Genomic DNA, 26,992 nt, shown 5'->3' with positions numbered 1-26,992 from the left:
ACGAACTGACGAAATCCGCCCTGGTTCAGCGCGGATTTTACGGAATCAGCACGATCGTCAGCAGATTGCTATCGAAATCCTCCGTGAAGAAGGCTAGGGTGATGTCGAACCATCACGTCGAAGTGTGAGGAGCTGAGGAGCCCCATGAAGGTCGCGATCCCCCGCGAGATCAAGAACAACGAATTCCGCGTGGCGATTACGCCCGCAGGCGTCCACGACCTGGTCGGTGCCGGCCACGACGTGTACGTCGAGACCGGAGCCGGAGTGGGCTCGTCCATCCCCGACGAGCTGTACGCCGGCGCAGGGGCGACCATCCTCCCCGATGCGGAGAGCACCTGGGCGGCGGGCGACCTCATCCTCAAGGTGAAGGAGCCGATCGCCTCCGAGTACGACTACTTCCGCGAGGGTCTGGTGCTCTTCACGTACCTGCACCTGGCGGCGGACGAGGCGCTCACCCGCGCGCTCGTCGACGCCCGCGTGACCGCGATCGCGTACGAGACGGTCCAGCTCCCGAACCGGGCGCTCCCGCTGCTCGCGCCGATGAGCGAGGTCGCCGGCCGGCTCGCCCCGATCGTCGGCGCCAACACGATGCTGAAGCCCAACGGCGGCCCCGGACTCCTGGTCCCCGGCGTCCCCGGCACACACCCCGCGGTCGTCACGGTGCTCGGCGGCGGCGTCGCCGGCACGAACGCCACGTCCGTCGCGGTCGGCCTCGGCGCCGAAGTGACCGTGCTGGACACGAACATCGCCCGCCTGCGCGAGCTCGACGCGCTGTACTCGGGACGCATCAAGACCATCGCCTCGAACAGCTTCGAGATCGACAAGGCCGTCGTGGCCTCCGACCTCGTCATCGGCTCGGTGCTCGTGCCAGGCGCGAAGGCGCCCAAGCTGGTCACCAACGAGATGGTGTCGCGGATGAAGCCGGGCAGCGTGCTCGTGGACATCGCGGTCGACCAGGGCGGCTGCTTCGAGGACTCGCACCCGACCACGCACGCCGACCCCACCTTCACGGTGCACCAGTCGCTGTTCTACTGCGTGGCGAACATGCCGGGCGCGGTGCCGCACACCTCCACCTACGCGCTCACCAACGCCACGCTGCCGTACGCGCGCGCCATCGCGAACCACGGCTGGCAGGCGGCGCTGCGCGCCGACGCGTCGCTGGCGCTCGGCCTCAACGTGCACGACGGCCACGTCACCAACTCCGGCGTCGCCGAGGCGCACGGGATCGTGGACGCGCCGCTCGCGGACGCGCTGGTCTGACACGCGCGACGTGGGCTGGGCGGCGTTCCGCTCAGCCCACGTCGAAGCTGTGCTCGAAGCTCAGCTGACGTCGAAGCTCAGCTGACGTCGAACCACTGGTCACCGATGTCGACGCGGGTGCCGCGCTCAACCCGGTACCGGCGGCCGGCCTCGCACTGCCGTGCGGTGCCACCGAGCGGACGCGCCACCGTGCCGTTGCCGGAGTAGCGGTCGCAGATCCAGAGGTCGTCGCCCTCCAGCCCGAACTCCAGGTGGGTCTTGGAGACGCTCCTGGCCGGGTCGGAGATCGCGACGAGCTGGTCGACGTGCTCCCCCGGCTGCGTGATCGGGCGCCGGCCGATGAGGCCGCTGCCGTGCACCTCCACAGACTCCCCCGTCGAGAAGCTCAGCCGGTAGACGCGGACGCGTGCGGGCGCAGGCGCAGGCGCCGCCGGGGCGCTGTCGAGCGAGACGATGTCGATCGCCTCGGTCGGCGGCAGGCCGTCTTCGTCCAACTCGATCCCGCCGGGGAACCGGCCCGCGACCGCCGGCTTGGCGCGCGCGAGCGGGGTTTTGGCGAGCGGCGGCGTGGCGAGCGGCTGGACGATCGAGGTGTCCGAGGGCCGGGAGTCCGCCATCTCGGGAGCCCGCACGCGCGTGGCCGTCACCGAACTCCCGCAGTTGCCGCAGAACAGTGTGCCGTCCGTCAGCTCCGCCCCGCACACCCTGCAGTTCATCGCCTGCTCGTCCTCTCTCCCGTCCTCCCACGGTATCCGAGGGAACGCAGCGAGACCGCCGCGAGCCACCGCTTCCACCGCGTGTCGCGCCGATCGAGCTGACCGCGGAGCTCATCCACGGCCTTCCAGACCGTGTCGGCCTCCTCGCGGGTGGGCGCGAGCGGGCTGAAGACCGCCCGGTCGGCGACCTGCGCGAGCGCCGACGCCCGGGTGCCCCCGATGGTGGAGGCGAACTCCACCCGGGTCGCGGCGGGCGGAGGATCGTAGCCGTGATCGACGGCGGCGTCGGCGAACTCGCGCCAGCCGCCGACGATCCGCGCGGCAGCGGTCGGCGCGGACCTCCGCAGCGACCGCCTGCGCCATTTGGCCGCGATGACCGCGAGGAACGGCGCCGCGACCACCGCGACGACGAGCAGCGTCCAGCCGATGACGGTCAGAACCGCCAGCAGCGCCTCCAGCACCGGGTTGGGCGCCGGCGGGTTGGTGCTGTCGACCTGCGCGTTCGGCGGCTCCTCGTTCTGCTGGGGTGTGTCGTCGATCGGCGGCTGCACGTTCGTCTGCGGACGGGAGATCTCCGTCGGCTGCTGCGGTTGCTTCGGCGGCACGGTGCGCATGGGCGGCGTCGGGTCGACCGTGACCCAGCCGGTCGTGGTCTGGACCTCGATCCAGGCCGACGCGTCGGAGCCGAGGAAGGTGACGGGGCCGCGCGCGTCGGCCGGCGCGACGAAGCCCATCACCACACGCGCCGGGAAGCCGAGCTGCCGGGCCATCAGAGCGGCCGTGACCGCGTACTGCTCCTGGTCCCCCAGCATCGGCACGTCGGTCAGGAGCTCGGTGATCCGGTCGGCGCCGTGGCCGGAGCGGCTCGCCGGCTCCTTCGGGCCGACGCCGTGGGAGAGGTAGCCGTCGGTCTGCAGGCCCTTCAGCGCGGCGGCGAGCTTCGGCCCGGCGCCGGTGACGCCGGCGGTGTACTTCTGCAGGGTCGACTGCAGTTCGTCGGGGACGACCGTCGGGCGCGGCACCGAACCCGAGCCCGGCTCGACCTTCGCCAGCTGCGCTGGGCTCAGCTTCGGCGGCGTGACCGAGTCGGCGACGTAGGTGTCGCCGTCGCGCAGGGAGGCCATCACGGCACCCGTGCCGGTCACGTCGTTGTAGAAGTACGCACCGGAGAGGTTCGCCGCGTGCGGGCCGTAGAACTGGATCTGCTCGAGCTGGCCTGAGCCGGGAACCCACGGCCCGCGGTAGCCGCGCACCGTCACGGTGAGCTGGGTGGGGGCGCCCTTCGTCCCGCTCTGGTCGAGCCGGTACGGCAGCCGCACGAACGAGCCGGACGCGCTGGAGACCGCGGGAGTGCCGACCGAGTAGGTGACGCCGTCGTAGGTGTCGAGCGTCGCGATCCTGACGCGCCCGTCCGCGGGCAGACCGGACACGCTCAGCATGGGCTGGGAGGCCGCGGCCGGCTCGAAGTACGACCGGAAGCCGGTCAGCGGGCTCGGGTAGGCGCGCGGGTCGAAGGGCTGCTCGACCGCGGTCCGCACCACCTGGCGATCCCTCGCCGGTGGCACGAGCGTCGTCGCGCCGATGCCCGCCGCCGCGGCGACGGCGAGCATGACGGCCGCGCCGGTCGCCGTCAGGACCAGCGTCGAGCCGCGCTCCCGCCGGGTCTCGACGCTCAGCCCGCTCTGCTCGCGGAGCGTCCGCACGGAGGCCGTCCTCCTGCGCAGCCGCAAGCGGATGTTCCAGCCCAGCAGCAGCGCGAACAGCGCGAGCACCAGCCACAGCGGCGCCGCGGTCGCCGACGACCCGAACGCGATCCCGGCGATCAGCACCAGGACCGGCGGGATGCCGGCGAGCTCCGGGAACCGCGACCGGAGGGCCGTGCTCGTGGTGATCGCGGAGGCCAGCAGCACCAGGATGAACGCGGGCACCAGCAGCGCCTCGTACGATCCGACCGGCACCGAGATCGTGACGAGCTGCTTCCAGGACAGCCAGGTCCCCTGCACGAGGTCGAGGAAGCCGGCGCCGGTCGGGAGCAGCCCGCCCCCGGTCGCCATGCTCGGCACGGCGAGCTGGACCCCGGTGGCGAGATAGACGACGACGATGGCGGCGGCCACGACGACGCTGGGCCAGCGGAAGGTGGCGCCGAGCACGCCGACCGCGCCGCCCAGCACGAGCGTCGCCACCAGCATCGTGACGAAGGCGCCCGACTGGTAGACCGGCCAGAACGACCACGCCGCGAGCGCCACCGCGGCCAACGCCAGCACGGTGTCGAGCGCGGCCGAACGCCAGGGCAGCCTCCCGATCATGTCGCGAGCCGTTTCGCGAGGCTGCGCTGGAGGTCCTCCAGGTAGCCGATGGTCAGCACGCTGAGGTCCGCAACGCGGCGCAGGCTCGGGACGGCGCCCTCGTCGCACACGATCGCGACCACGTCGACGCCGAGCGGGAAGTGCGCCGCGGCCGAGCGGAGCTGCGTCGCCGTGACCGTCGAGCCGCACAGCAGGAAGGCGATCGAGATGCCCGCGGCGTCCTCGCTGGCGACCTGGGCGAGCTCGGGCAGCCGCAGCGCGGACTCCGCCGTCTCCACCCCGGCCAGGTCGTCGAGCAGCCGGCCGCGGCCGACGGTGCTCAGCCGCCGGGCGCTGAACACCACGCGCTTGGCGAAGTCCGGCGTCTCCGCGCTCGCGACGACGGAGACGGTGCGGGAGTCGAGCATCGCGCGCACGCCGAGCGAGCCGGCGGCGCTGACCGCCAGCTCGAACTCCTCCTCTGTCGCGTAGTCGGCCTGCGACAGGCTCAGCGCGACGAGGAGGTGGCTGCGCCGGGTCTCCTCGAACTGGCGCACCATGTAGCTGCCGGTCTTGGCGGTGCTCTTCCAGTGGATGTTGCGCCGCTCGTCGCCCGGCATGTACTCGCGCAGCGCGTGGAAGGCGACGTCGGACTGCGTCAGGTCGCGGGTCGGGGCGCCCTCGAGGTCGCGCACGAAACCGGTGCTCATGCTCGGGATGGCGATGGTGCGCGGGTGCACGAACAGGTCGAGCGACTCCGCCCACACCATTTCCCGTCGCAGGAGCCCGATCGGGTCGGCGCGCACGGTGCGGACCGGGCCGATGGGCACGATCCCGCGCCGGCTGGTCGGCACCACGAAGACGTCGGAGTGCTCCTCGCCGCTCGCGAGCGCCGGAGCGGCGAACTCCGCGAGCCCCGCGCCGACCGGGACCTCCACGCGCACGCCGGGGAGCCGCCGCCTGGCCGGGTTGCGGACCGTGACCTCCCCCGGGGCCCGGTCGCCGACGACGACGCGGTTCGTCGGGAGGCTCAGCCCGACGTCGTAGGCGATCCGTCCCATCAGGTAGATCGACGCGATCAGCAGCAGCGCGACGGCCATCCAGCCCGCGACCACAGCCTCCGTCCAGCCGAGGGCGTAGCCGGCCGTCAGCGCGAGCACCGTCACGACGAGCATCGACCACCCGAGCGGGGTGATCACCGCGCCCAGCATGCGCGCGGCGGACGCCACGGCCCGGCCCGCGGTGGAGCCGGTGCGGACCACCCACACGATGGCGTCCGCGAGCATGCCGTCGCGCTCGCCGACGATGCGGGCGCGCGCGTTGGTGAGCTCGACCTGGGTGCGGGTGACGGTGCTGGTCACACGGCGACCCGATCGCTGGGCGGGGGCACCTCGATGAGGAGCTGGCCGACGACGCTGGAGGCCGTCACGCCCTCGAACTCGGCCTCAGGGTCGAGCACCAGACGGTGAGCGAGCACGGGCTCGGCCAGGGCCTTCACGTCGTCGGGGGTCACGTAGTACCGGCCGGAGGATGCGGCGCGCGTCTTGCTGGCGCGGACCAGCGCGAGCGCCCCGCGCACGCTGACGCCGAGCCGGATCTCGTCGGCCGAGCGGCTGGCGTCGACCAGCCGCGAGACGTAGTCGTTGATGGTCGGGTCCACGTGCACTCCGCGCGCCAGGTCGGCCATCTCGGTGACCGTCTCGGCCGAGATGATCTCGGGGACGACGATCTCGTGCGCCCGCCGCTCGGCACCCTCCAGGATGCGCAGGGTGGCCTCGTGGTCCGGGTAGCCGATCGACGCCTTCATCAGGAAGCGGTCGAGCTGGGCCTCCGGCAGCCGGTACGTGCCGGCCTGCTCGATCGGGTTCTGGGTCGCGATCACCATGAACGGCTCGCCGACCGGGTGGCGCACGCCGTCGACGGTGACCTGCTGCTCCTCCATGACCTCCAGCAGCGCCGACTGGGTCTTCGGCGAGGCGCGGTTGATCTCGTCCGCGAGCACGATGTTGGCGAACACCGGCCCGCGGTGGAACTCGAACGTGCCGGTGCGCTGGTCGTAGATGTTCACGCCGGTGATGTCGCCGGGCAGCAGGTCGGGGGTGAACTGCACGCGGTTGGTGGTGCCGCGCACGCTCTCGGCCATCGCGCGGGCGAGCGAGGTCTTGCCGGTGCCCGGGTAGTCCTCCAGCAGCAGGTGTCCCTCGCTCAGCAGCGCGACCAGGGCGAGGCGGATGACGTGCGACTTGCCGAGGAGCACGCTGTCGATGTTCTGCACGAGGCGTTCGAACACGCCAGAGAACCAGGCGGCCTGCTCGGGGGTCATCGTCATGCTGTCGCCTCTCTGGATGCGGGTGAGCAGCGCAGCGCCTCCGCGCGCGCCGTCCTCAGTATGCCTGTCGTCGCTCATGGCATGCCCGAGGCTGGATACGGGGTGCTGTACGTGTCGCCGTTGGCGCGGACCGTCACCGTGAGGGTCGGGTTCGTCGTTCCGGGCGGTGCGACGCAGACCGCGGTCTGGCCGACCGGGGGCATGTCGACCTCGGGGCCGCCGCAGCTGTAGGTCACGCGGGTGTAGCCGGGGCCGGTCGGCCAGCTCGTCCAGGAGAACGTGCCGGTCGGCGGGTCGAACCGCGCTCCCCCGATCGCCGTGCTGACGGCGACGCCCAGGGGCTTGGTGAAGTTCTGCGCGGTGCAGAGCTGGGTGCCGTCGGGGTAGGTCTCGCAGATCTGGGTGATGCTCAGCGTGAGCGGCATGCCGTAGTGCGGTCCTGGGGCGCCCGCCACGGTGCCGCTCGTGCCGGTGAGCTGCCCGCTATCGACCACCGCGCCGCCGCTGAGGAGCTGGTAGCTGATGACCGGGCTGGAGCCGCTGCCGGTCTGGTAGTCGACCGAGGCCTGATAGTCCCACGTGGTCGGCGAGCTCGGCGTCGGGCCGGTGATCGTGACGTCCCGCACCGCTCCCGGCTGCAACCGCTGCGTCGCCGAGACGATGGCGCTCGGTGTGCAGCCCTGACCGTTGTAGGCGTAGACGACGAAGTTGTAGGTCTGGTTGGCCTGGAGCCCGGTGAACGTGGCGCTCCCGCCCTGCGTGTGGATGAACGACGACGATGTGGGGTCGACGTGCAGCACCGGGTTGCCGGTGTCCACGCCGGTCACGCTGCAGCCCGGCTCGGCGCCGCCCTGGAACACGCCTGCGTAGTAGTCGGTGATGGCTTTGCCGTTGGCTCCGAAGACGCTCGGCCACGAGAGGGTGGCGCTCGAGCCGTCCGCGTTGTTCGGCGCAGCGCTCGGAGCGGTCCCGGTCAGCACCGGTGCGCCGGCGGGCACGCCGCTCCCGGCGGTCTGGTTCCAGGTCGTCCTGCCCTGGTAGAAGGCGTTGCGGCTCGCCACCGTGAAGCCGATCGCCGCTCCGTTCGCGATCCCCGGGTCCGTGACGTTGAGGGCGTAGCTGCCGCTGTCGGCCGGCCCGACCTGGACGGCGTTGGTGATGCCGCCCACCGTGACGAGGTACGACGTGATCGGGCTCGCTCCCGGGGCGTCGGCCGGGCGGTTCCAGGTGATCCGGAGCCCGTTGTTCAGCGGGGTCGAGCCGACGTTCGCCGGGGCGTTCGGGATGACGTCGGACCAGACCGGCTCGACGTAGTTCGTCGGGTCGGACAGGCCGAGCGCGTTCCTAGCCTGCACAGCGAGCACGACGGCGTTCTGGGGCCCGTTGCCCGGCGTCGTGATGGGGCACACCGTGGTCGTGCACTGCGTGGTGCCGAGGACGGCTCCGGTCGCCGGGCTCGTCATGGTGACCTGGAAGCCGGTGATCGGCGAGTTGTTGAAGGCTCCTGGCGTCCAGCTCAGGGTGAGGCTGCGGTCGCCGATCGCCCCGACCTGCACGTTGGAGACCGGCGCCGGGCGGTCCTGGACGGAGACGGTGACCGTCCCCCAGGTGTAGCGGTCCGGGTCGTTCGTCGCGTCGGCCACCTCGTACTGGAGGGTGGTGTCCTGCGGCGCGGCGGTGCTGGACGCCGTGACCTGCAGCACCGAGTTGTCCGGGCTCGGCGTGATGGACACGCCGTCGGGGAGCGCGCCGCCCAGCCCGCGCACCGCGACCACGCGCAGCGGCTTGCCCGGGAACGGGTTCGTCGCGGCGTCGTTGGCGAGCACGTCCACCGTCGTGGTCTGCCCGCGCGGCGCGATCACACGGTCCGGCTGCGGGCTCGCCAGCGGCCGGGTCGACGGCACGATGTTGAGGTCGATCCGGCCGGCCTGACCGGCGTTGACGGCGTCCTTGACCCCGATCGAGATCGACGGCGTGCTGCCCTTCTGGACGCCGGCGCCCACGTCGATGGTCAGCTTCTGGCCGTCGAGCGACAGCGCGACCCCGTCCGGCCGCGGGTTCTGGATCGAGTACTGGAGCTCGGTCTGGTCCTTCGCGTAGGGGTAGCTGGTCAGCTTGGTCAGGTCGACCGTCTTGGACTGCCCTGGCTCGAAGTCGATGAGCGCGCCCGTGAACACCGGCGGCTGGTTCTCGCGCGGCGTCACGTCGATCGGCAGCACGATGGTCGCCACGTTGCCGTTCGGGTCGGTCGCGCTGTTACCGTCCGTCACCTGGAACGAGATGCTCGCCGGGCCGAAGTACCGGGTGGTCGAGGTGTACTGGAGGGTGTCGGAGTTGACCACCAGGTCGTCGCCGTTGGCGTGGGTGGCCCGCACCGTCGCGGCGTCGGTCAGCTTCACCTTCCGTCCGCCGATCGCCACGATGTAGTCGTTCAGGTGGATGGTGAGCGTCTTCTCGCTGACCACCGTGAGCTTCGGGGCGCCGCGCTTGAGCTGCGGCAGGGCGTCGTCGTAGCCGGGGACGCGCACGAAACCGTAGCCGGCGACGGACTCGTCCTCCGGGTTGGCCACCTTGAACGGGATGATCTGGCTCTTGGCGGCGATCGTGACGTGGAGGCGCTTGGCCGCCGTGATCGTCGCGGTCCCTCCGTAGCCGGACACGACCGAGAGCTTCAGCGCCGACACGGGGCCGTCGGCGAAGAACACGTTGGACAGTACGTTCACGTCCACCGTGTTCCGGCCGAGGATGTCGGAGAGCCCGAGCACGGTGTCGCTCACCACCGGTCGCGCCGGGGGCGCGTTCTTGTCGACGGTGACCCGCAGGAAGGCCTGGCTGGTGCCGCCGCGCTCGTTCTGGATCGTGTAGAGGAAGCCGTAGGCGCCCTCCTGCTGCGGCGCGGTGACCACCACGATGTCGCCCAGGACCTTCGCCTTGGCCTTGCCGTCGAGCGAGGTGACGCCCGTCACGGTGAGCGGGCTGCCGTCCGGGTCGGAGTCGTTGGCCAGCACCTGGACGTTGAGCGTCTTGCCCGGCCGGGTGGTCACGTCGTCCTCGACGGCGACCGGGTTGCGCGCGCCCTCCACGCGCGGCGCGATGCCGACCCGGACCGTCCCGGTCGCGCGGGCGCCGAGCGCGTCGACCACCGCGTAGGTGAACGTGTCGGTCCCTGCGGCGTAGGCGCCCGCCTGGAAGTCCATCCAGTCGGGCCCGGAGGCGACCACCGCGCCCTTCTGCGGGTTGGTCTCCTGCCCGATGAACTGCACGGAGTCGCCGTCCGGGTCGATTCCGGAGAGCGGGATGGTGATGCGCACCGTGTCGCCGGCCAGCACCCGGGCGGTCACGGTCTTCGGCACCGGCGGGTTGTTGGTGGCGACGTCGCGCTCGCGCACCGCGATGTTCACCTCGGCGGTGGCCCACTGCCCGTCCGCGCCGTACACCCGGTAGGCGGCGACGAAGTTGCCCGGCTTGGACGGCGCGAGGTACCGCAGGTGGTCCCCGGTGGCGAACAGCAGGCCGGTCCCGGCCGGCAGCGGCGTCGCGAGCGTCGGGTCGAGCGTCAGCTTGTCGCCGTCGGGCTGCACATCGTTGGCGAGCACCGGGATGTCGACGGTGTCGTTCACACGCACCGCCACGGAGTCCGGCACGGCGATCGGCGGCTGGTGGACGGTCAGCGCCGGGAGCTGCACGACGGTGACGGTTCCCTCCGTGTCGGCCAGGCCGTTGCTCAGCCGGTAGTGGAAGTCGACCGGCGCGGCCAGCGGCCGGGTCAGGGAGACGCGGAGGGTGCGCTGCTGCAGGATCTGGACTTTGACACCGGTCGACGGCGCCGGATCGGTCACCCCGGTGACCAGCAGCACGCCGCCGGAGGGGTCGATGTCGGTGGACAGCACGTCCACGTCCTGGGTCGACTGCTCCCGGATGAAGACGGTGTGCGGCACGGCGATCGGAGTGGTGTTCGCGCCGGGCGGCGACTTCACCTCGACGCGCACCACGCCGGTCGTCGTGATCACGCCGTCCGTGACCGAGTACTCGATGTTGTGGGTGCCGGCCTGGTCCGACGAGAAGCGGAAGGTGCCGCCCTGGTAGTCCGGCGTGATGGTCGCGTCCGCCTTGGCGGGCACCGTGCTCAGCCGCACGACCCCGTTGCCGCCGCGGACATGGTCGAGCGGGCGGACGGTGGTCTCCTGGCCCTGGTACGCCACGACGGCGAACGGGTCGGCGATGATCGGCACCTGGCCCGGCGGCTGCACCGTGACGGCGAGCTGTCCCGTCCCCTCCGCGCGGCCGTCGGAGAGCGTGAGCGCGACGTCCTTGAGCCCGCCGCCCTGACCGTGGTCGGAGTAGGCGACCTGGCCCTGCGGCGTGAAGGTCACCGTGTCGGGCGCTGGCACCGCCGCGGCGGCGAGGAAGAACGGGTCGCCGTCCGGGTCGTAGCATTCGCTGAGCGTCGACGTCGTGACCCGGCCGCCGGCCTGCACGACAGCCTTGGCCGGGCGCACGCAGACCGGCGGCGAGTTCTCCTCCGGCGTGCGGACGGTCACCGTGACGTGCGCCGTCGCCGTGCCGCCGCGCCCGTCCGAGATCGTGTAGTCGAAGCCGATCGACCCGCTCGCCGTCGCCGGGAGGGTGATCTGCAGGAGCTGGTCGGAGTTGGTCAGCTCGATCGTGCCCTGGCCGGCCGGGATGGCCGTGAACGAGTCGATCGTGAGCACGTCGCCGTTCGGGTCGTAGTCGTTCAGCAGCACCGGCAGCGGGGTCACCCGGCCCGGGCGCGCGCCGAACTGGTCGTTCACCGCGACCGGCGGCTGCTCCTGCTTGCTGTACTGGGGCGTGGTGTCCTGCTTGGACTGGTCCACCAGCTGCTGTGTCGTCTTCTTGGCGACCAGGTCGTCCCAGTTGTCGATGCGGGTGTCGCCGCTCTGCACCGCCCAGGAGATGCCGGACCTGGCGTCGTTGAGGACCACCCGGTCGCGGTTCACCCGGAAGGACAGCACGGCGCCGGCGGGCACCTGGCTGAGCGTGCTGCGCGTGCCGGCGGACGGCGTCGAACACGTGTGCCACGCCGCGCCCGAGTTCCAGGCCGCGTAGGCGCAGCCTCCCACGACCACCGGCGCGGCCGGCGCCCCGGAGACGGAGCCGAGCACGCGCTGGGGCGCCGAGCCGTCGAGCGGGACGCGGACCAGGCCGCTGCCGGTCGCGATCCAGACCGCACTGCCGTCGGCGGACGGCGCCTGGAGGATCGGGGTGGTGTCCTGGCCGAGCGCCGCCGCGAGGTCGATGGTGCGGCCGGACACCCAGAGCGTCTTCTCGTCGGGGTCGAAGAGCGCCCACTGGCCGCCCGCCGACGTCAGCTGGACGTGCGCGCCGGTCCCGCGCGACGGCACCTTCTCCGACGAGGTGGCCGGCTGCTGGCCGCCGAGGTCCACCCGCACCATGTTGCGCGTGCCCGGCTGGTAGGCGAACAGCACGCCGGAGGGGTCCATCGCGCCGACCGCCCGGCCGCCCAGGTCCATCGTGGGCGCTGAGCCGGAGTTGAACTGCTCGAGCTGAGACACCGACGTCAGCCAGAGCTGGCCGGTGGTCTGCGACAGCATCGCGACGTTGTTCCCCGCGACGGAGACCTGCGGCGACCGCGGCGGCAACGCCACCGACTTGCCCGCCTGCGCGGTCGCCGGGTCGACGACGGCCGCGGTGTTGGCCTCCTTGTCGAGGAGCAGCACGTTCTGGCCGTCCTGGACGACGTCGAGCGCCTCGCCGGTGCCCGGGACGATGGAGTTGAGCGAGTCGATCTGGGTGTTCGCACGGCCGAGCGCCTTCTTGGCGTCGCTGGCCACCCACACCGCGGCGTCGTTGAGCTGCAGGTGCTGGGCGCTGTAGCCTCCCGACACCACCGCGAGCGTCGTGACGAGGACCGCGACCACGGTCCCGCTCAGGGCGGTCGCCGCGATCGACTTGTGGGCCAGGAGCCAGGCGCGGATCATGGCGAGCCGGTCCTCTGGACGCACTTCTGACCGCTCGGCGAACCGGTCTTGCCGTCGCGGTTCACCGTGACGGTGACGCACACCGTCTCGCCGGGCTTCGCGTCCACGCGGAACTCGGTCGAGCGCTGGCTGCTCGGCGGCTGGTCGTCGACCGTGACCTGATAGCTGTCACTGCTCTGCAGCCCCGGATCGCTCCACGTGAAGACGATGGTGCCCTGGCTGACCCGGCCGCTCAGGTCGCGCACGATCGGGATGTCGCCGGAGGCGTTCGCCCGCACCAGCACGATCGACGCCGTGACGGCGAGCACCACCACCAGGACCACGCACGCGACCAGAGCGCCGATGAGCGCACGCGAGAGCCGGGCGGGCGGCGCGGGCGGGGACGTCGGGGAGCTGCCGACGCTCTCCCGGACGATCGTGCGGGTGGGCGCCCGGGTCGACCCGGTCACGGTGGGCTCCGCGCGACGCCGGCGTCGGCGGGCCGCGCCGGGGTCGACGGCGAGCACGCCCTTGACGCGGGTGCGCTCGTCGGGGTCGTCGGCGGTGGCGAGCGCCCAGTCGTCCATCGCGACCTCGATCGGCGTCTGCGGCAGGCCGAGCTCGGCCTCCACCGACTGCAGCTCGCGGATCAGCTCCAGCGCGCTGCGCTGCCGCGCAGACGGCTTGCGCGCCATCGAGCGGATGAGGACCTGCTCGAGCCGCGGCGGCACGTCGGCGCGACCGATCGGCTGCGGCCGCCCCTTGGTGATGCGCTGGATCAGCTCGGCCGAGGTGTTCTCCTTGCCGGGCTGCTCGAACGGGGAGCGGCCGGCGAGCAGCGAGTAGATCGTCGCGCCGAGAGACCACACCTCGCTGGCGACGGTGCCGCTGGTCTCGTCGAGGAGCACCTCCGGAGCCGACCACGGGATGGAGAGGCCGATCGCCTCGGTCACGTCGGCCTCGCTCAGGGTCGCCGCGATGCCGAAGTCGCTGAGCACCGGGTGGCCGTACGCGGTGGTGAGGATGTTGGAGGGCTTGATGTCGCGGTGCAGCACCCCGGCGCGGTGCGCCGTCTCGACCGCGCTCGCGATCCGGACGCCGATGCTCAGCACCTCGGGGACCGGCAGCGGGTCGGAGCGGTAGCGCTGGCCGATGGCCGACGAGCACAGCTCCATCACGAGGTAGGGCCGGCCGTCGGAGGAGACGCTCGCCTGGTACACGGTGAGGATCGAGGGGTGGGTGCTGAGCTGAGCCATCAGGTTGGCCTCGGCCTGGAACATCTGCTTGACCTGGCTGGTGACGACCTCGGCCAGCATGACCTTGACCGCGACCTGCCGGCGCGGCATGTTCTGCTCGTAGAGGAACACGTCGGCGAAGCCGCCCGAACCGAGCACCCTGACGTACGAGAAGCCAGGGAGGTTCGGCGGCTGTGAAGGCAAGCGCCGAGCCAAGCAGCTCCTCCCGTCATCGGCCGTTCGCATTCGCGAGGGCGAAGGCGTTCATCAATTGTAGGCAGCCGCCGACGGGCCCCAGGGGGCTCGGGCCCGCACTGGGGGCAACTCGATTACCCCCAAGTCGGGGGGCAAAACGGCGAGAATTGTCCCCCGTGGAGGGGCCGTCCGTCAGTGGCGGCGGGACGCCCTGCGCGGGAATCCCTCGCGGTGCGATCCGCTCTCCGGCGTGGCCAGCACATCGACCACGACGACGGTCACGTTGTCGCGCCCGCCGTTGCCGAGTGCGGCGTCCATGAGCTGCTGCGCGGCGTCCAGCGGCGAGGCTCCTGCACCGAGGTAGTAGCGGATGCCGTGCTCGGTGAGCTCCTTGGTGAGCCCGTCCGAGCACACCAGCAGGCGCGAGCCGGCGACGATCGGGAAGAGGAAGTAGTCGGGCACCGGGTCCTCGTTGAACCCGACCGCGCGCGTGATGACGTTGCTGTGCGGATGGACCTCCGCCTCCGCCGGGGTGATCGCACCGGCGTCCAGCAGCTCCTGGACGATCGAGTGGTCCACGGTGAGCTGCTCGAGCGTGCCGTCGCGGAAGCTGTAGACGCGCGAGTCGCCGATGTTGAACACGAGCCAGTACGGGGAGCCGTCCGACAGCGTGAGCGCGATGCCCGTCACGGTCGTGCCCGTGCCGAGGTCCGTCTGCCCGACGCCGCGGCCCATGTCGTCCACCGCGTCGCGCAGCGCCTCGGTCAGCGAGGACTCCGTGACGAAGTCGACGCGGACCTTCTCGGCCAGGCGCGTCACGACGGCCGTGCTGGCGAAGTCGCCCGCGGTGTGGCCGCCCATGCCGTCGGCGACCGCGAAGATCGGCGACCGCGCCAGGAGGCTGTCCTCGTTCACGCTGCGGCGGTAGCCGGTGTCGGACAGCGCCGCCCAGGACAGGCTGATGCGCGCGTCTGCGCCACCCGGCACGACCACGGTGTGGCGCCGGTTGGTGCGACCGATCTGGGTCACTCGCGTCCTTCTTCTCGACGGTCCGCTTCCGGCAGCGGCCCCGGGGTCCCCGTGGTGCCGCCGACCGGGACGGCGGTGATCTCGATGATATTACCGTCGCCGATCTCCACAACCGTTCCGGGAAGGACGACCGTGGACTCCCCCGGCCGCAGCCGATCGGCGCTGCCGCCGGGCCGGTGCACGCGGGTCCCGTTCGTCGAGCGCAGGTCGGTGACCACCACGGCGTCCCCCGACTGCTCGATGCGCACGTGCGTGGACGACACCTCCTGCTCGGGCGATTGCACCGTGACGAGCCGCGGCGCGACGCCCGACTCCACCCGCTGGAGCGCGGGCCGGCGGCCGATCACGATCGGCACGTCGAGCTCCATGATGTCCCCCGGTACGACGCGGACGGCGAAACGCTGCTGCGGCGGCACGGCTTCGGTCTCGCCGGTCGGCGGCTGGCCCGCGCCGCCGACCGACGCCCGGGCGGCTCCGGGCGTGTCGAGCAGCTCCGGCCGCTCGGTCGCGGCGCCGGGCTCCTCGATGTCGATCGCGCCGGGCAGCTCGTGCGCCGCGGGGACAGGCTGGGCGACCGGCGCCGCCTCCGGCGACTCGGCCAGCCCGGCCGTCGCGGGCGCGTCCGGCTCGTCGGCGTGCGAGAACAGGCTGGAGCTGCGGTTGCGCGAGCGGATGATCGTCTCATCGAGCTCCGCGTCGGGCGTCCCGTCCTCGGCGGGGCGCGGCGCGCGGTCGGCGGTGCGCTCGACGCGTTCGATCGGCGAGCTCGACCAGGTCAGCAGCTCGCCGTCGACCACGCCGAGGCCGATCGGCAGCGATCCGATCGACAGCCGGGCGACCGACCCGGTGGGCAGGTCGTCGCCGCCGACCACGAGGCCGGTGACGTTGCGGAACTCCGCGAGCACCCAGGGCTGCACGCCGCCCGACCCGAAGCGTCTGGCTCCGCCGACCGAGTAGACGTCGAGTGCGGCCGAGCCGCGGACCACGGCCGTGACGACGACCTCGCCGCCCTCGCCCGGCTGGCCGAGCTCGGCCACGGCGAACGAGCGCACGCTCTCCGGGCCGGCGAGCGGGAAGGCTCCGACGACCGACTCGATCGTGGCCAGGTCGGAGTCGGCCAGCCACCACACCGCGTCAACGATGCTGTCGGCGACCGTGCTCTCGACGCAGGCGACGAAGCGGCGGCCGGCGATCAGCAGCCAGCGCGACGGGCCGGCGGTCGGGGCGTAGCGGGTGTAGCCGGGAGTCACCGGGGCTCCTCCTGGTCGACGATGCGCCGGGGCTGCTCCCCGATGCAGGACGTAACTGTCGTACCGATGTTAGACCAGTCGGAACGGGGTGCCGGCGCAGCGCACGGCGTCCTCCCCCGCCTGGACCACGTCGCCGACCAGCACCGCCGGGTCGGTGGAGACCATCGCGCGGCCCGCCTCGTTGACCAGCACGACCGGACGCCCGGCCGCGAGCAGGGCGGGCAGCAGCTCGCGCTCCAGCCGCTTGACGTAGACGTCGACGCCCACGACGCCGATCATCCGGCCGCCCTGCTCGACGGGCGAGGTGACCGTGACGATGTAGTCGCACGCGCACAGGTGGTCGACGTACGGACCGGTGATGTGGGTGCGGTGCGTGGACTGCGGCATGCTGTACCACTCCAGCGACCGGAAGTCGCGCAGGTAGTCGGAGTACGACCGGGAGGCCAGGTCGAGCCTGCTCGGCTCGCTGGTGGGGCCGAACACCGGGTTCTCCTCCAGCGGGCCGAGCCACCAGGAGAAGTGCAGGTCGTCGCCGCCGGTGAACTCCGGTGCGGCGATGAAGCCGGCGCCGACCAGCAGCGGATCGTCCTCGCGCAGCACCGGGATGACGAGCGCACCGACGGTCGCGTCGATCGCGGCGGGCGAGGCGCCGCCGGCCGCGCTCGCCTGGTCCAGGAGGGTGTCGCGCCAGCCGACGAGCGCGTCCTGGATGCGCGCGAACAGTGCGCTCACGCGCTCGGCCGCGGCCGCGACGCCCGCGCTGGTCTCCGTGCCGACAACGTCAGTCATCGATCGTCCCTCCTGTCTCGATGCGCGCCTTCGCGGCCAGCAGCCAGCGTGCGACGCGCGCCAGCAGGGCGCTGACCTCGGCACGGGCCGCGGCGCCGTCGCGCGCGGCGACCGCCTCCGCGATCACGCGGGTGGAGGCCGCCGTCCCCGCGCGCAGTTCCGCGTCCCGCATGCCCAGCCAGAGCAGCGGTCCGAACTCGGCCTGCAGCCGGATCTGCTCGCGCACCAGCCGGGTCGACTGGCTGAGCACCGCGAGCTCCAGGAGGAACCCGCCCGCGTTGCGGCGGGCGGAGGCCGGCCCGGTGAAGTCCGCTGCGTCCAGCCAGGCGGCCAGCCGGGCGTCGTCCGCCGGGGTCGAGCGCTCGGCCGCGCGATCCGCGCAGCCCGCCGCGATGGCCGTCACATAGACAGCGAGGTCGCTCAGCTCCACTTGCGACAGGCCGCGGAGCCGGGTCGCGAGCAGCGCCTCGTCGCCGTCGCCGGGGTGGACGACGAAGGAGCCGCCGTCCCGTCCGCGCCGCGTCTCGACCAGGCCCGCCTCGCGCAGCATCCCGAGGCCCTCGCGCGCCGTCACGAGGGCGACGCCGAACCGTCGGGCGAGCTCGGCCTCGCTGGGCAGCCGCTCCCCCGGCGTCAGCACGCCCAGGACGATCGCGTCCGCGAGCCGCCGGGCCACCTGCTCGGCGCGGCCCGCGTCGGAGAGCTGGGAGAACACCGCGTCGCGCGCCCCTGGCGCCGGCCGGGTGGTTCCGGCAGCATCGCGCGTGGAGGTGGTCACGCCTCCACGATAACCGATCGAATCATTCGCTATAGGATGAATTACCGACGGACCGCGTGAGCGGCCGTCCGAGCGAAGGAGCGAGCATGGCCGACGGCATTCTCTCCGGCCTGCGCGTCGCCGACTTCTCCCGCATCCTCGCCGGCCCGTACGCGACGATGACGCTCGCCGACTTCGGCGCCGACGTGATCAAGATCGAGAGCCCGGCCGGCGACGACACCCGGTCGTGGCGGCCCCCCGTGGACGACGCCGGCGCGTCCACCTACTTCGGCGCCGTCAACCGCAACAAGCGCTCGGTGGTCTGCGACCTCACCGACCCGGAGGGCCTCGCCGCCGCCCGCACCCTCGCCGAGACCGCCGACGTCGTGGTGGAGAACTTCCGCCCCGGCGTGATGGAGCGGTTCGGGCTGGACGAGGGCAGCCTCCGCCCCGCCAACCCGGGCCTGATCTACTGCTCGATCACCGGCTTCGGGAGGGCGGAGGGCGCCGCGCTGCCGGGCTACGACCTCCTCGTGCAGGCGGTCGGCGGCCTGATGAGCATCACGGGAGCGCCGGACGGCGAGCCCAGCAAGGTCGGTGTCGCACTCGTGGACGTCCTCACCGGGCAGAACGCGGTAGCCGGCATCCTGCTCGCCCTGCGCGAGCGCGACCGCACCGGGCTCGGCTCGCGCGTCGACGTCGACCTGCTCGGCTCGCTGCTGGCCGCGCTCACCAACCAGGCGTCGAGCACGCTCGCCACCGGCCGCTCCCCCGGCCGGCTCGGCAACGCCCACCCGAGCATCGCGCCGTACGAGCTGTTCCGGGCGGCCGACCGGGAGCTCGTGGTCGCCGTGGGCAACGACCGGCAGTTCGCCGCGTTCGCCGCCGCGCTCGGCCTGCCGGAGCTCGCGGGCGACGCCCGCTTCGCGACCAACGAGGAGCGCGTGCACCACCGCGCCGAGCTCCGGGCCGTGCTGGAGCCGGCGCTCGCCGCCCGTCCCGCCGCCGACTGGGTGGCCGCGTTCGGCGCGGCACGCGTCCCGGCCGGCCTGGTCAACAGCGTCGGGGAGGCGTTCGCGTTCGCGGAGTCGCTCGGGCTCGACCCGGTGACCACCACGACCGACCCCGCCACCGGCCGCGCATCGCGCCAGCCGGCCACGCCCATCCACCTGAGCACGTCGCCCGCCGTGCACCGCACCCCGCCGCCGCCGCTCGGCGCGCACGAACCCCAGTGGCTGGACGCCGTCCGCCCGTCCACCGAAAGGACCACCCGATGACCACGCAGGCCCCCACGTCCGCTGTCTCCGCGCTCGACGAGGCGTTCAGCATCGACCACCTCCTCAGCGACGACGAGCTTCGCTGGCGCGACTCCGCCCGACAGTTCGCCGTCGAGCGGATCGCTCCGGTCATCGAGCAGGACTTCGAGGACAAGCACTTCCGCCGCGAGTTCGTCGCCGAGCTCGGCACCCTCGGCTTCCTCGGCATGCACCTGAAGGACCCCGGCTGCGCCGGAGCGGGCGCGGTCGCCTACGGGCTGGTCTGCCACGAACTGGAGGCCGCCGACAGCGGCTGGCGCACCTTCGTCTCAGTGCAGGGCTCGCTCGCCATGAGCGCGATCTCCAAGTTCGGCTCCGACGAGCAGAAGGGCGAGTGGCTGCCGCCGATGGCCCGCGGCGAGCGCATCGGCTGCTTCGCCCTCACCGAGCCCCAGGGCGGCAGCGACCCCGCCGCGATGACCACGACGGCGCGCCGCGACGGCGACGACTGGGTGCTCGACGGCGCGAAGCGCTGGATCGGGCTGGCGGCGCTCGCGGACGTGGCGGTGGTGTGGGCGGCGACCGAGGAGGGCGTGCGCGGCTTCGTGGTGCCGACCTCCACTCCCGGCTTCACCGCGACGGCCATCGACGGCAAGCTCTCCATGCGTGCCTCGGTGCAGTGCGACGTCCTCCTCGACGGCGTGCGCGTCCCCGGCTCTGCGATGCTGCCCGGCGCGCACGGGCTGTCCGGCCCCTTCTCCTGTCTCAACGAGGCGCGCTACGGGATCGTCTGGGGGGCGATGGGCGCTGCCCGTTCGTGCCTGGAGGTCTCCATCGACCGCGCGAGGACACGCGAGGTGTTCGGCCGCCCGATCGGGGCCACGCAGCTCATCCAGCAGAAGCTCGCCGACATGCTGGTCGAGTACGAGAAGGGGATGCTGCTCGCCCTCCACCTCGGCCGGCTGAAGGAGGCGGGGCGGCTCACGCCCACGCAGATCAGCGTCGGGAAGCTGAACAGCGTCCGGGAGGCGCTGGCCATCGCCCGGGAGGCGCGGACGATCCTCGGCGGGGACGGCATCACGAACGAGTTCCCGGTGATGCGGCACATGGCCAACCTGGAGTCGGTGCGCACCTACGAGGGCACGGACGAGATCCACACCCTCGTGCTCGGCCGGGCGCTGACCGGACAGGCGGCGTTCTGATGGGCGACGTCACCGCCACGGACGGCACCGGCACGGACACCGCCGCCGCCGCCGCCGTCGAGTCCGCTGCGACCGCGGCCGCACGCGCCGCCCTCCTCCCCACCACCCGCGACGAGCGCGCTGCCTGGCTCGACGCCCTCGCCGCCGCGCTCGAAGCCGACCGGGCCGCGCTCGTCGCCCTCGCCGCCGAGGAGACCCACCTCTCCGAGGCGCGCCTCGACGGCGAGGTCACCCGTACCGCCGCGCAGCTCCGCTTCTTCGCGGGGGTCGCACGGGAGGGCGGCTACCTGGAGGCGACGCTCGACTCCCCCGACCCGGCGCTCATCCCGCCGCGCCCCGACCTACGCCGCATGCTGCGCCCGCTCGGACCGGTGGCGGTCTACACGTCGTCCAACTTCCCGTTCGCCTTCTCGGTGCTCGGCAACGACACGGCGTCCGCGCTCGCCGCCGGCTGCCCGGTCATCGTGAAGGCGCACCCCGGTCATCCGCGGCTGTCCCGGCGCACCGCCGAGCTGGCACTGACGGTGCTGCCCGCGGGCTGGTTCGCGCTGGTCGAGGGGATGGAGGCCGGCGTCGCCCTCGTGCAGCACCCCGTCATCCGCGCCGCCGGGTTCACGGGCTCGGAGCGCGGCGGCCGCGCCCTGTTCGACCTGGCGGCCTCCCGGCCCGACCCGATCCCGTTCTACGGGGAGCTCGGCAGCGTCAACCCCGTGGTGGTCACGCGTGCCGCGGCCCGCGAGCGCGCCGCCGACATCGGCGCCGGCCTCGTGGGCTCCTTCACCCGCGACGCGGGCCAGTACTGCACCAAGCCGGGCCTGGTGTTCGTGCCGTCCGGTGAGGGCGTGGAGGACGCCGTGAGCGCCGCGCTCGGCTCCGCTCCGACGTCACGGCAGTTGACCGACGGGATGAGCGCCGCGTACGCGTCGGCCCTCGAGCGCTTCGAAGCCGACGACGCGGTGAGCGTGCTGCTCGCGCACGAGGTGCCTGGGACGTCGACGCCCGCCGTCGCACTCGTCGACGCGGCCGCCTTCCTCGCGGCGCCGGACGCCTTCCTCGAGGAGCACTTCGGCCCGGTCACCGTCCTGGTCTCCTACCGCGACGACGAGCTCGCGGCCCTGCTCGCCGTGCTGCGGCCCTCGCTCACCGCCACCGTCCACCGCGGCGCGGCCGAGGACGTCACCGCTCTCGCCAACGCGCTCGCCCCGATCGCCGGCCGCCTCCTCTTCGACGGCTGGCCGACCGGCGTCGCGATCGGCTGGGCGCAGCACCACGGCGGCTCCTGGCCGGCGACCACGGCGAGCATCCACTCCTCCGTCGGCGCCACCGCGATCCGCCGCTGGCTCACGCCGATCGCCTACCAGGACGCCCCACAGGACGTCCTGCCCCCCGAACTCCGCGACGCCAACCCGCTCGGCATCCCCCGCCGCGAGTCCTGACCCCGGCGCCCACCCCAGCCGCCACCATCCACCTGACAGGACACGCCGCCTCGGCCCGAGGCCGCGCGGCGTGTCCTGCCAGCTCGTTTGCGAGAGGGGTCGCAACACGCCGCTACGCGTCAGCGAGAGCGGCGTGTCGCGACCCCTCGTGCGCGGTCAGTCGGCCGGGGCCGGCTCCGCGGCTGCGGTCGGCGCGAGCGGCGTCGCCGCACGACGCTGCCGCAGCAGCTCGGCCACGCGGATCGCGTCGCCCGCCGGCGCGTCCGACGCCCGGTCCGGGCGCGCGACGAACAGGTACAGCAGCCCCGCTCCCGCCACGATGCCGAACCCGATCAGGACGATCCAGTCGTTGAACCAGTTGGCCGTGCTCGTCGGCCACGCCAGCAGCACCATCGCGAAGATCCCGTACGCGAGCGCCAGGATGTTGACGACCAGCCCCGCGCGGCCCAGCGAGAACGGTCCGGCCGGCCGCCAGCCCTTGACGCGCTGCCGCAGCGACGCGAGCACCACCGACTGGAACGCCACGTAGATGCCGAGCACCGCGAACGCGGTCACCTGCGTGATGAGGCCGTCCGGCCCCAGGTAGACGATCAGGCTGATGACCACCGGGATGCTGCACGCCACGATGAGCGCGTTCACCGGCACCTTGGTGCGCGGCGACACCCGCGACAGCCAGCGGTGCGCCGGGACCATCCCGTCGCGCGCGAACGAGAACAGCAGCCGGCTCGCGGCCGCCTGCAGGCTGAGCACGCAGGACAGGAACGCCGTGACGGCGACGACCAGGAAGATCTTCGCCCCGACATCGCCGAGGGCGGACTGCAGGATCCCCGGGATCGGGTCGACGTCCTTGCCCGCGACGATCTTCGCGAGGTCGGGCGCCGCCAGGATGTAGCCGCCGAAGGCGAACAGCGCGGACACGCCGCCGACCAGGATGGTCATCATCATGGCGAGCGGGATTCGCCGGGCCGGGTTCGCGACCTCCTCGGCGACGTCGCCGCACGCCTCGAAGCCGTAGAACAGGAACAGCCCGGCCAGCGCCGCGCCGAGGAACGCCATCAGGTACGAGCCGTGGCCCTGCACGCCCATCGTGTCGAAGAACACCGAGAACGGGTGCTTCCGCTGGAAGATCAGCAGGTAGAGGCCCACCGCGATCACGCCGATGAGCTCCGCCGACAGCCCGATGCGTGCGACCGTCGCCAGCGTCTTCGTCCCGGTGAAGTTCAGGCCGAGCGCCACCACGAGCAGAAGCACGGTCAGTCCGAAGGTGACCTCCTTGGTGGCGGGGAGGCCGAAGAGGCTGGCGAGGAAGCCGCTGCCGTACGACGCCACCGCGGTGATGGTCACGATCATCGCCCAGATGTAGATCCAGGCCGCCATCCACGCGTAGCGCCGGCCCCAGAGCCGCCGCGCCCACGGGTAGATGCCGCCGTGGATGGGGTACTGCGAGACCACCTCTCCGAAGACGAGCGAGACCAGGAACTGGCCGGCGCCGACGATGAGGATCCACCAGATGGAGGGCGGTCCTCCGGTGGCCATCGCGACGGCGAACAGCGAGTACACGCCGACGAGGGGCGAGAGGTACGTGAAGCCGAGGGCGAAGTTGGCCCACAGCGTCATCGAGCGGTTGAAGGAGTCCTCGTACCCGAGGACGGCGAGGTGCTCGCCGTCCTCCAGGTGCGCAGAGGACGAGGGTTCTGCAGACATCGAATGCCTTCCGGATCAATCGCACACGTCGGTGTGTGCGAGGGCAGCGTAACGGAGACGGGGCGCGAATACCTATAGGACAGGATGTTTCACCCCCGACGGAGTGTCGTGCTACTCCCCGATGTACGACATGACGTGCTTGATGCGCGTGTAGTCCTCGAACCCGTACATCGACAGGTCCTTGCCGTAGCCGGAGTGCTTGAACCCGCCGTGCGGCATCTCGGCCACGATCGGGATGTGGGTGTTGATCCACACGCAGCCGAAGTCGAGTCCCTTCGCGAAGCGCATCGCGCGGCCGTGGTCCTTCGTCCACACCGAGGAGGCGAGTCCGTAGCGGACGCCGTTCGCCCAGCGCAGGGCCTCCGCCTCGTCGGTGAACTTCTGCACGGTCTGCACGGGCCCGAATATCTCGTTCTGCACGGCGTCGTCGTCCTGGCGCAGGCCCGAGACGATCGTGGCCTCCCAGAAGTAGCCGCGGTCGCCCTGGCGACGGCCGCCGAGCTCGACGTTGGCGTGGTCGGGCAGCCGGTCGACGAAGCCGCTCACCTGCGCGAGCTGGTTGGCGTTGTTGAGCGGGCCGTACAGGATGCCGTCCTCGCGCGGCGCGCCGGTGCGGGCGTTCTCGCGCGCGTACTGGGCGAGCGCGGCGACGAACTCGTCGTGCACGCCCTCCTGCACCAGGAGGCGCGTCGCGGCCGTGCAGTCCTGGCCGGCGTTGAAGTAGCCGGCCGCAACGATCCCCTCGACCGCCTTCTGGATGTCGGCGTCGTCGAACACGATCACCGGGGCCTTGCCGCCGAGCTCGAGGTGCACGCGCTTGAGGTCGTACGACGCCGCGCGGGCGACCTCCATGCCCGCACGCACCGAGCCGGTGATCGACACGAGCTGCGGCGTCGGGTGGTCGATCATCGCCGCTCCCGTGCTCCGGTCGCCCAGCACGACGTTGAGCACGCCGGCCGGCAGGAACTCGCTGGCGACCTCCGCCAGCAGCAGCGTCGACAGCGGCGTCGTGTCGGACGGCTTGAGCACGGTGGTGTTGCCGGCGGCGAGGGCCGGCGCGAACTTCCACACCGCCATGTTCAGCGGGTAGTTCCACGGCGTCACCTGGCCGACGACGCCGATCGGTTCGCGGCGGATCATCGAGGTGTGGTCGGGCATGTATTCGCCGGCCGAGCGGCCCTCCAGGTTGCGCGCGGCCCCGGCGAAGAACCGGATCTGGTCGACGGACAGCAGGATCTCGTCCTCGACCAGCGTGCCGCGCGGCTTGCCGGTGTCCTGCGACTCGGCGTCGGCGAACTCCTCGGCGCGCGCCTCCATCGCGTCGGCGATGCGGAACAGCGCGAGCTGGCGCTCGCCGGGGGTCGTGTTGCCCCAGACCTCGAAGGCCGCCTCCGCCGCCCGGTAGGCGTCGGCGACGTCCTCCGCCGTCGAGACGGGCGCGGTGGCGTAGACCTCCTCGGTCGCCGGGTCGATCAGGTCGATGCTGTCGCTCCCGCGCGCGGCGGTGCGCGTTCCGGCGACGAAGTTCTGCAGTTCGGGTGTCGTTGTGGCGCTCAGCGGTGAACTCATGGCCGGGAGTCTACTGATTTCGTCAGTCAATCGGGCAGGAATGTGCGGATTCGCTTGCTAGACCGTCTCGCCACTGACAGAATCGCTCCATGAGTACCCCTCGGGCAACGAACGGCACGAAGGCTGCGACCATCGATGAGGTCTCCAAGGCGATCATCGAGCAGTTGCAGGTGGACGGCCGCAAGTCCTATGCGGAGATCGGCAAGGCCGTCGGTCTCAGCGAGGCGGCCGTGCGCCAGCGCGTGCAGAAGCTGACCGAGTCGGGTGTGATGCAGATCGTGGCGGTGACCGATCCTATGCAGCTCGGGTTCTACCGCCAGGCGATGATCGGCGTGCGCGTCAGCGGCGACACGCTGGTGATCGCGGACAAGCTCGCCGCCATGCCGGCCGTGGACTACGTGGTCCTCACGGCGGGCACGTACGACATCCTCGCGGAGGTCGTGTGCGAGAACGACCTCGACCTCATCACGATGCTCAACTCCGAGATCCGGACCCTCGAGGGAGTGCTCTCCACCGAGACGTTCGTGTACCTCAAACTCCACAAACAGTTCTACAACTGGGGAACGCGATAACCATGACGACAACCGTTGAAACGTTCGGCGAGCCCATCACGCCCGATGAGGCCGACCTGCAGGCGAAGGCACGCGACCACCTCTGGATGCACTTCGCACGCCAGTCGGTGATGGAGGAGGGCCACGGCGTCCCCATCATCACGCGCGGCCAGGGCCACCACATCTGGGACGACCACGGCAAGCGCTACATCGACGGCCTGTCGGGCCTGTTCGTCGTGAACGCCGGCCACGGCCGCAAGCGCCTCGCCGAGGTGGCCGCCAAGCAGGCCGAGCAGCTCGCCTTCTTCCCGATCTGGTCCTACGCCCACCCGAACGCGATCGAGCTCGCCGACCGTCTCGCGCACTACGCGCCAGGCGACCTGAACCGCGTCTTCTTCTCCACCGGCGGCGGCGAAGCCGTCGAGACCGCCTTCAAGCTGGCCAAGTACTACTGGAAGCTGCAGGGCCGCCCCACCAAGCACAAGGTGCTCTCCCGCGCCGTCGCCTACCACGGCACCCCGCAGGGCGCGCTCGCCATCACCGGCATCCCGGCCATGAAGGAGATGTTCGAGCCGCTGACCCCCGGCGGGTTCCGCGTTCCGAACACGAACTTCTACCGCGCGGGCGAGATGGGCGCACCGACCGACGACGTCGAGGCGTTCGGAGTGTGGGCCGCGAACCGCATCGAGGAGATGATCCAGTTCGAGGGTCCCGAGACCGTCGCCGCGATCTTCCTGGAGCCGGTGCAGAACTCCGGCGGCTGCTTCCCGCCGCCTCCCGGCTACTTCCAGCGGGTGCGCGAGATCTGCGACAAGTACGACGTGCTCATGGTCAGCGACGAGGTCATCTGCGCCTTCGGCCGCATCGGCCACATGTTCGCCTGCGACCAGTACGGCTACGTGCCCGACATGATCACCTGCGCCAAGGGCATGACCTCCGGGTACTCCCCCATCGGCGCGACCATCATCAGCGACCGGATCTACGAGCCCTTCAAGCACGGCAACACGTCGTTCTACCACGGCTACACGTTCGGCGGTCACCCGGTGTCCTCCGCGGTGGCGCTGGCGAACCTGGACATCTTCGAGGAGGAGCGTCTCAACGAGCGCGTCCGCGAGAACTCGCCGCTGTTCCGCGCCGAGCTGGAGAAGCTCCTCGACCTCCCGATCGTCGGCGACGTGCGCGGCGACGGCTACTTCTTCGGCATCGAGCTGGTGAAGGACAAGTCGACCAAGGAGACCTTCAACGACGACGAGTCGGAGCGCCTGCTGCGCGGCTTCCTCTCCAAGGCGCTTTACGACGCGGGCCTCTACTGCCGCGCCGACGACCGCGGCGACCCCGTCGTCCAGCTCGCCCCGCCGCTCACCATCGGCCCGGACGAGTTCGTCGAGATCCGCCAGATCCTGGAGTCGGTGCTCACCGAGGCGAGCAACCACCTGTAACAACGCACCACCGGACGAGTCCGCGCATCC

General features: G+C 71.9%; 18 protein-coding genes. 6 read left to right on the top strand and 12 right to left on the bottom strand.

The annotated features are described in order from the left end of the window. The first annotated feature begins 144 nt into the window (after positions 1-144). Positions 145-1,260 carry an alanine dehydrogenase gene (gene ald, locus ABIA36_RS15025; protein ID WP_369963321.1) on the top strand — a complete coding sequence of 372 codons (1,116 nt, stop codon included), beginning with the start codon at positions 145-147 and terminating at the stop codon, positions 1,258-1,260. 77 nt (positions 1,261-1,337) lie between these two features. Here ald and ABIA36_RS15020 read toward each other — a convergent pair whose 3' ends face one another. The 10 genes from ABIA36_RS15020 to ABIA36_RS14975 form a co-directional block, all read right to left on the bottom strand. After that, positions 1,338-1,976, bottom strand: coding sequence for a zinc-ribbon domain-containing protein (locus ABIA36_RS15020; RefSeq protein ID WP_369963320.1), 639 nt, complete (start codon positions 1,974-1,976; stop codon positions 1,338-1,340). Continuing rightward, entirely contained in the window at positions 1,973-4,282 is a 2,310-nt protein-coding gene (locus ABIA36_RS15015) for a transglutaminase family protein (RefSeq protein ID WP_369963319.1), read from the bottom strand. Before ABIA36_RS15015 ends, ABIA36_RS15020 begins: the two co-directional genes overlap by 4 nt. Continuing rightward, on the bottom strand, positions 4,279-5,622 hold the full coding sequence (locus ABIA36_RS15010; protein ID WP_369963318.1) for a DUF58 domain-containing protein: 1,344 nt from the start codon (positions 5,620-5,622) through the stop codon (positions 4,279-4,281). The genes ABIA36_RS15015 and ABIA36_RS15010 overlap by 4 nt, the downstream gene beginning before the upstream one ends. Further along, positions 5,619-6,590, bottom strand: a complete 972-nt coding sequence (locus ABIA36_RS15005) for an AAA family ATPase (RefSeq protein ID WP_369963766.1) — start codon at positions 6,588-6,590, stop codon at positions 5,619-5,621. The genes ABIA36_RS15010 and ABIA36_RS15005 overlap by 4 nt, the downstream gene beginning before the upstream one ends. Positions 6,591-6,664: 74 nt before the next feature. Next, on the bottom strand, positions 6,665-12,595 hold the full coding sequence (locus ABIA36_RS15000; protein WP_369963317.1) for an Ig-like domain-containing protein: 5,931 nt from the start codon (positions 12,593-12,595) through the stop codon (positions 6,665-6,667). Continuing rightward, positions 12,568-13,989 (bottom strand): serine/threonine-protein kinase, encoded by a 1,422-nt coding sequence (locus tag ABIA36_RS14995; RefSeq protein ID WP_369963316.1) that lies wholly within the window; start codon positions 13,987-13,989, stop codon positions 12,568-12,570. Before ABIA36_RS14995 ends, ABIA36_RS15000 begins: the two co-directional genes overlap by 28 nt. Positions 13,990-14,172: 183 nt before the next feature. After that, positions 14,173-15,009, bottom strand: coding sequence for a PP2C family serine/threonine-protein phosphatase (locus ABIA36_RS14990; RefSeq protein ID WP_369963315.1), 837 nt, complete (start codon positions 15,007-15,009; stop codon positions 14,173-14,175). Then, positions 15,006-16,259 (bottom strand): FHA domain-containing protein, encoded by a 1,254-nt coding sequence (locus ABIA36_RS14985; RefSeq protein ID WP_369963314.1) that lies wholly within the window; start codon positions 16,257-16,259, stop codon positions 15,006-15,008. Before ABIA36_RS14985 ends, ABIA36_RS14990 begins: the two co-directional genes overlap by 4 nt. Before the next feature lie 69 nt (positions 16,260-16,328). After that, entirely contained in the window at positions 16,329-17,048 is a 720-nt protein-coding gene (locus tag ABIA36_RS14980; RefSeq protein ID WP_369963312.1) for a cache domain-containing protein, read from the bottom strand. Next, positions 17,041-17,826: a FadR/GntR family transcriptional regulator gene (locus ABIA36_RS14975; RefSeq protein ID WP_369963311.1), complete on the bottom strand. Its 786-nt coding sequence runs from the start codon at positions 17,824-17,826 to the stop codon at positions 17,041-17,043. Before ABIA36_RS14975 ends, ABIA36_RS14980 begins: the two co-directional genes overlap by 8 nt. Positions 17,827-17,912: 86 nt before the next feature. Between ABIA36_RS14975 and ABIA36_RS14970 the strand changes: the two genes are divergently transcribed. The 3 genes from ABIA36_RS14970 to ABIA36_RS14960 are packed head-to-tail and all read left to right on the top strand — an operon-like array spanning position 17,913 to position 21,699. After that, positions 17,913-19,082 (top strand): CaiB/BaiF CoA transferase family protein, encoded by a 1,170-nt coding sequence (locus tag ABIA36_RS14970; RefSeq protein ID WP_369963309.1) that lies wholly within the window; start codon positions 17,913-17,915, stop codon positions 19,080-19,082. Beyond that, a complete protein-coding gene (locus ABIA36_RS14965; RefSeq protein ID WP_369963308.1) occupies positions 19,079-20,263 on the top strand; it encodes an acyl-CoA dehydrogenase family protein in 1,185 nt (394 codons plus the stop codon). The genes ABIA36_RS14970 and ABIA36_RS14965 overlap by 4 nt, the downstream gene beginning before the upstream one ends. Beyond that, positions 20,263-21,699 (top strand): aldehyde dehydrogenase family protein, encoded by a 1,437-nt coding sequence (locus ABIA36_RS14960; RefSeq protein ID WP_369963307.1) that lies wholly within the window; start codon positions 20,263-20,265, stop codon positions 21,697-21,699. The genes ABIA36_RS14965 and ABIA36_RS14960 overlap by 1 nt, the downstream gene beginning before the upstream one ends. A gap of 156 nt (positions 21,700-21,855) precedes the next feature. On the opposite strand, the gene ABIA36_RS14955 is transcribed toward ABIA36_RS14960, so the two are convergent. Further along, positions 21,856-23,403, bottom strand: a complete 1,548-nt coding sequence (locus ABIA36_RS14955; RefSeq protein WP_369963306.1) for an APC family permease — start codon at positions 23,401-23,403, stop codon at positions 21,856-21,858. 111 nt (positions 23,404-23,514) lie between these two features. After that, on the bottom strand, positions 23,515-24,972 hold the full coding sequence (locus ABIA36_RS14950) for a gamma-aminobutyraldehyde dehydrogenase (RefSeq protein WP_369963305.1): 1,458 nt from the start codon (positions 24,970-24,972) through the stop codon (positions 23,515-23,517). Positions 24,973-25,061: 89 nt separating this feature from the next. On the opposite strand from ABIA36_RS14950, the gene ABIA36_RS14945 reads away from it, so the two are divergent. Then, complete coding sequence (locus ABIA36_RS14945; RefSeq protein ID WP_369963304.1) at positions 25,062-25,544, top strand: Lrp/AsnC family transcriptional regulator; 483 nt, start codon at positions 25,062-25,064, stop codon at positions 25,542-25,544. 2 nt (positions 25,545-25,546) lie between these two features. Then, a complete protein-coding gene (locus tag ABIA36_RS14940; RefSeq protein ID WP_369963303.1) occupies positions 25,547-26,962 on the top strand; it encodes an aspartate aminotransferase family protein in 1,416 nt (471 codons plus the stop codon). The last annotated feature ends 30 nt before the right edge of the window (positions 26,963-26,992 follow it).

The organism is Leifsonia sp. EB34 (assembly GCF_041260585.1).
In the GTDB taxonomy this organism is placed as follows: domain Bacteria; phylum Actinomycetota; class Actinomycetes; order Actinomycetales; family Microbacteriaceae; genus Leifsonia.
The sequence above is the reverse complement of the archived record's forward strand: the minus strand, read 5'-3'. Positions and strand labels throughout refer to the sequence as shown.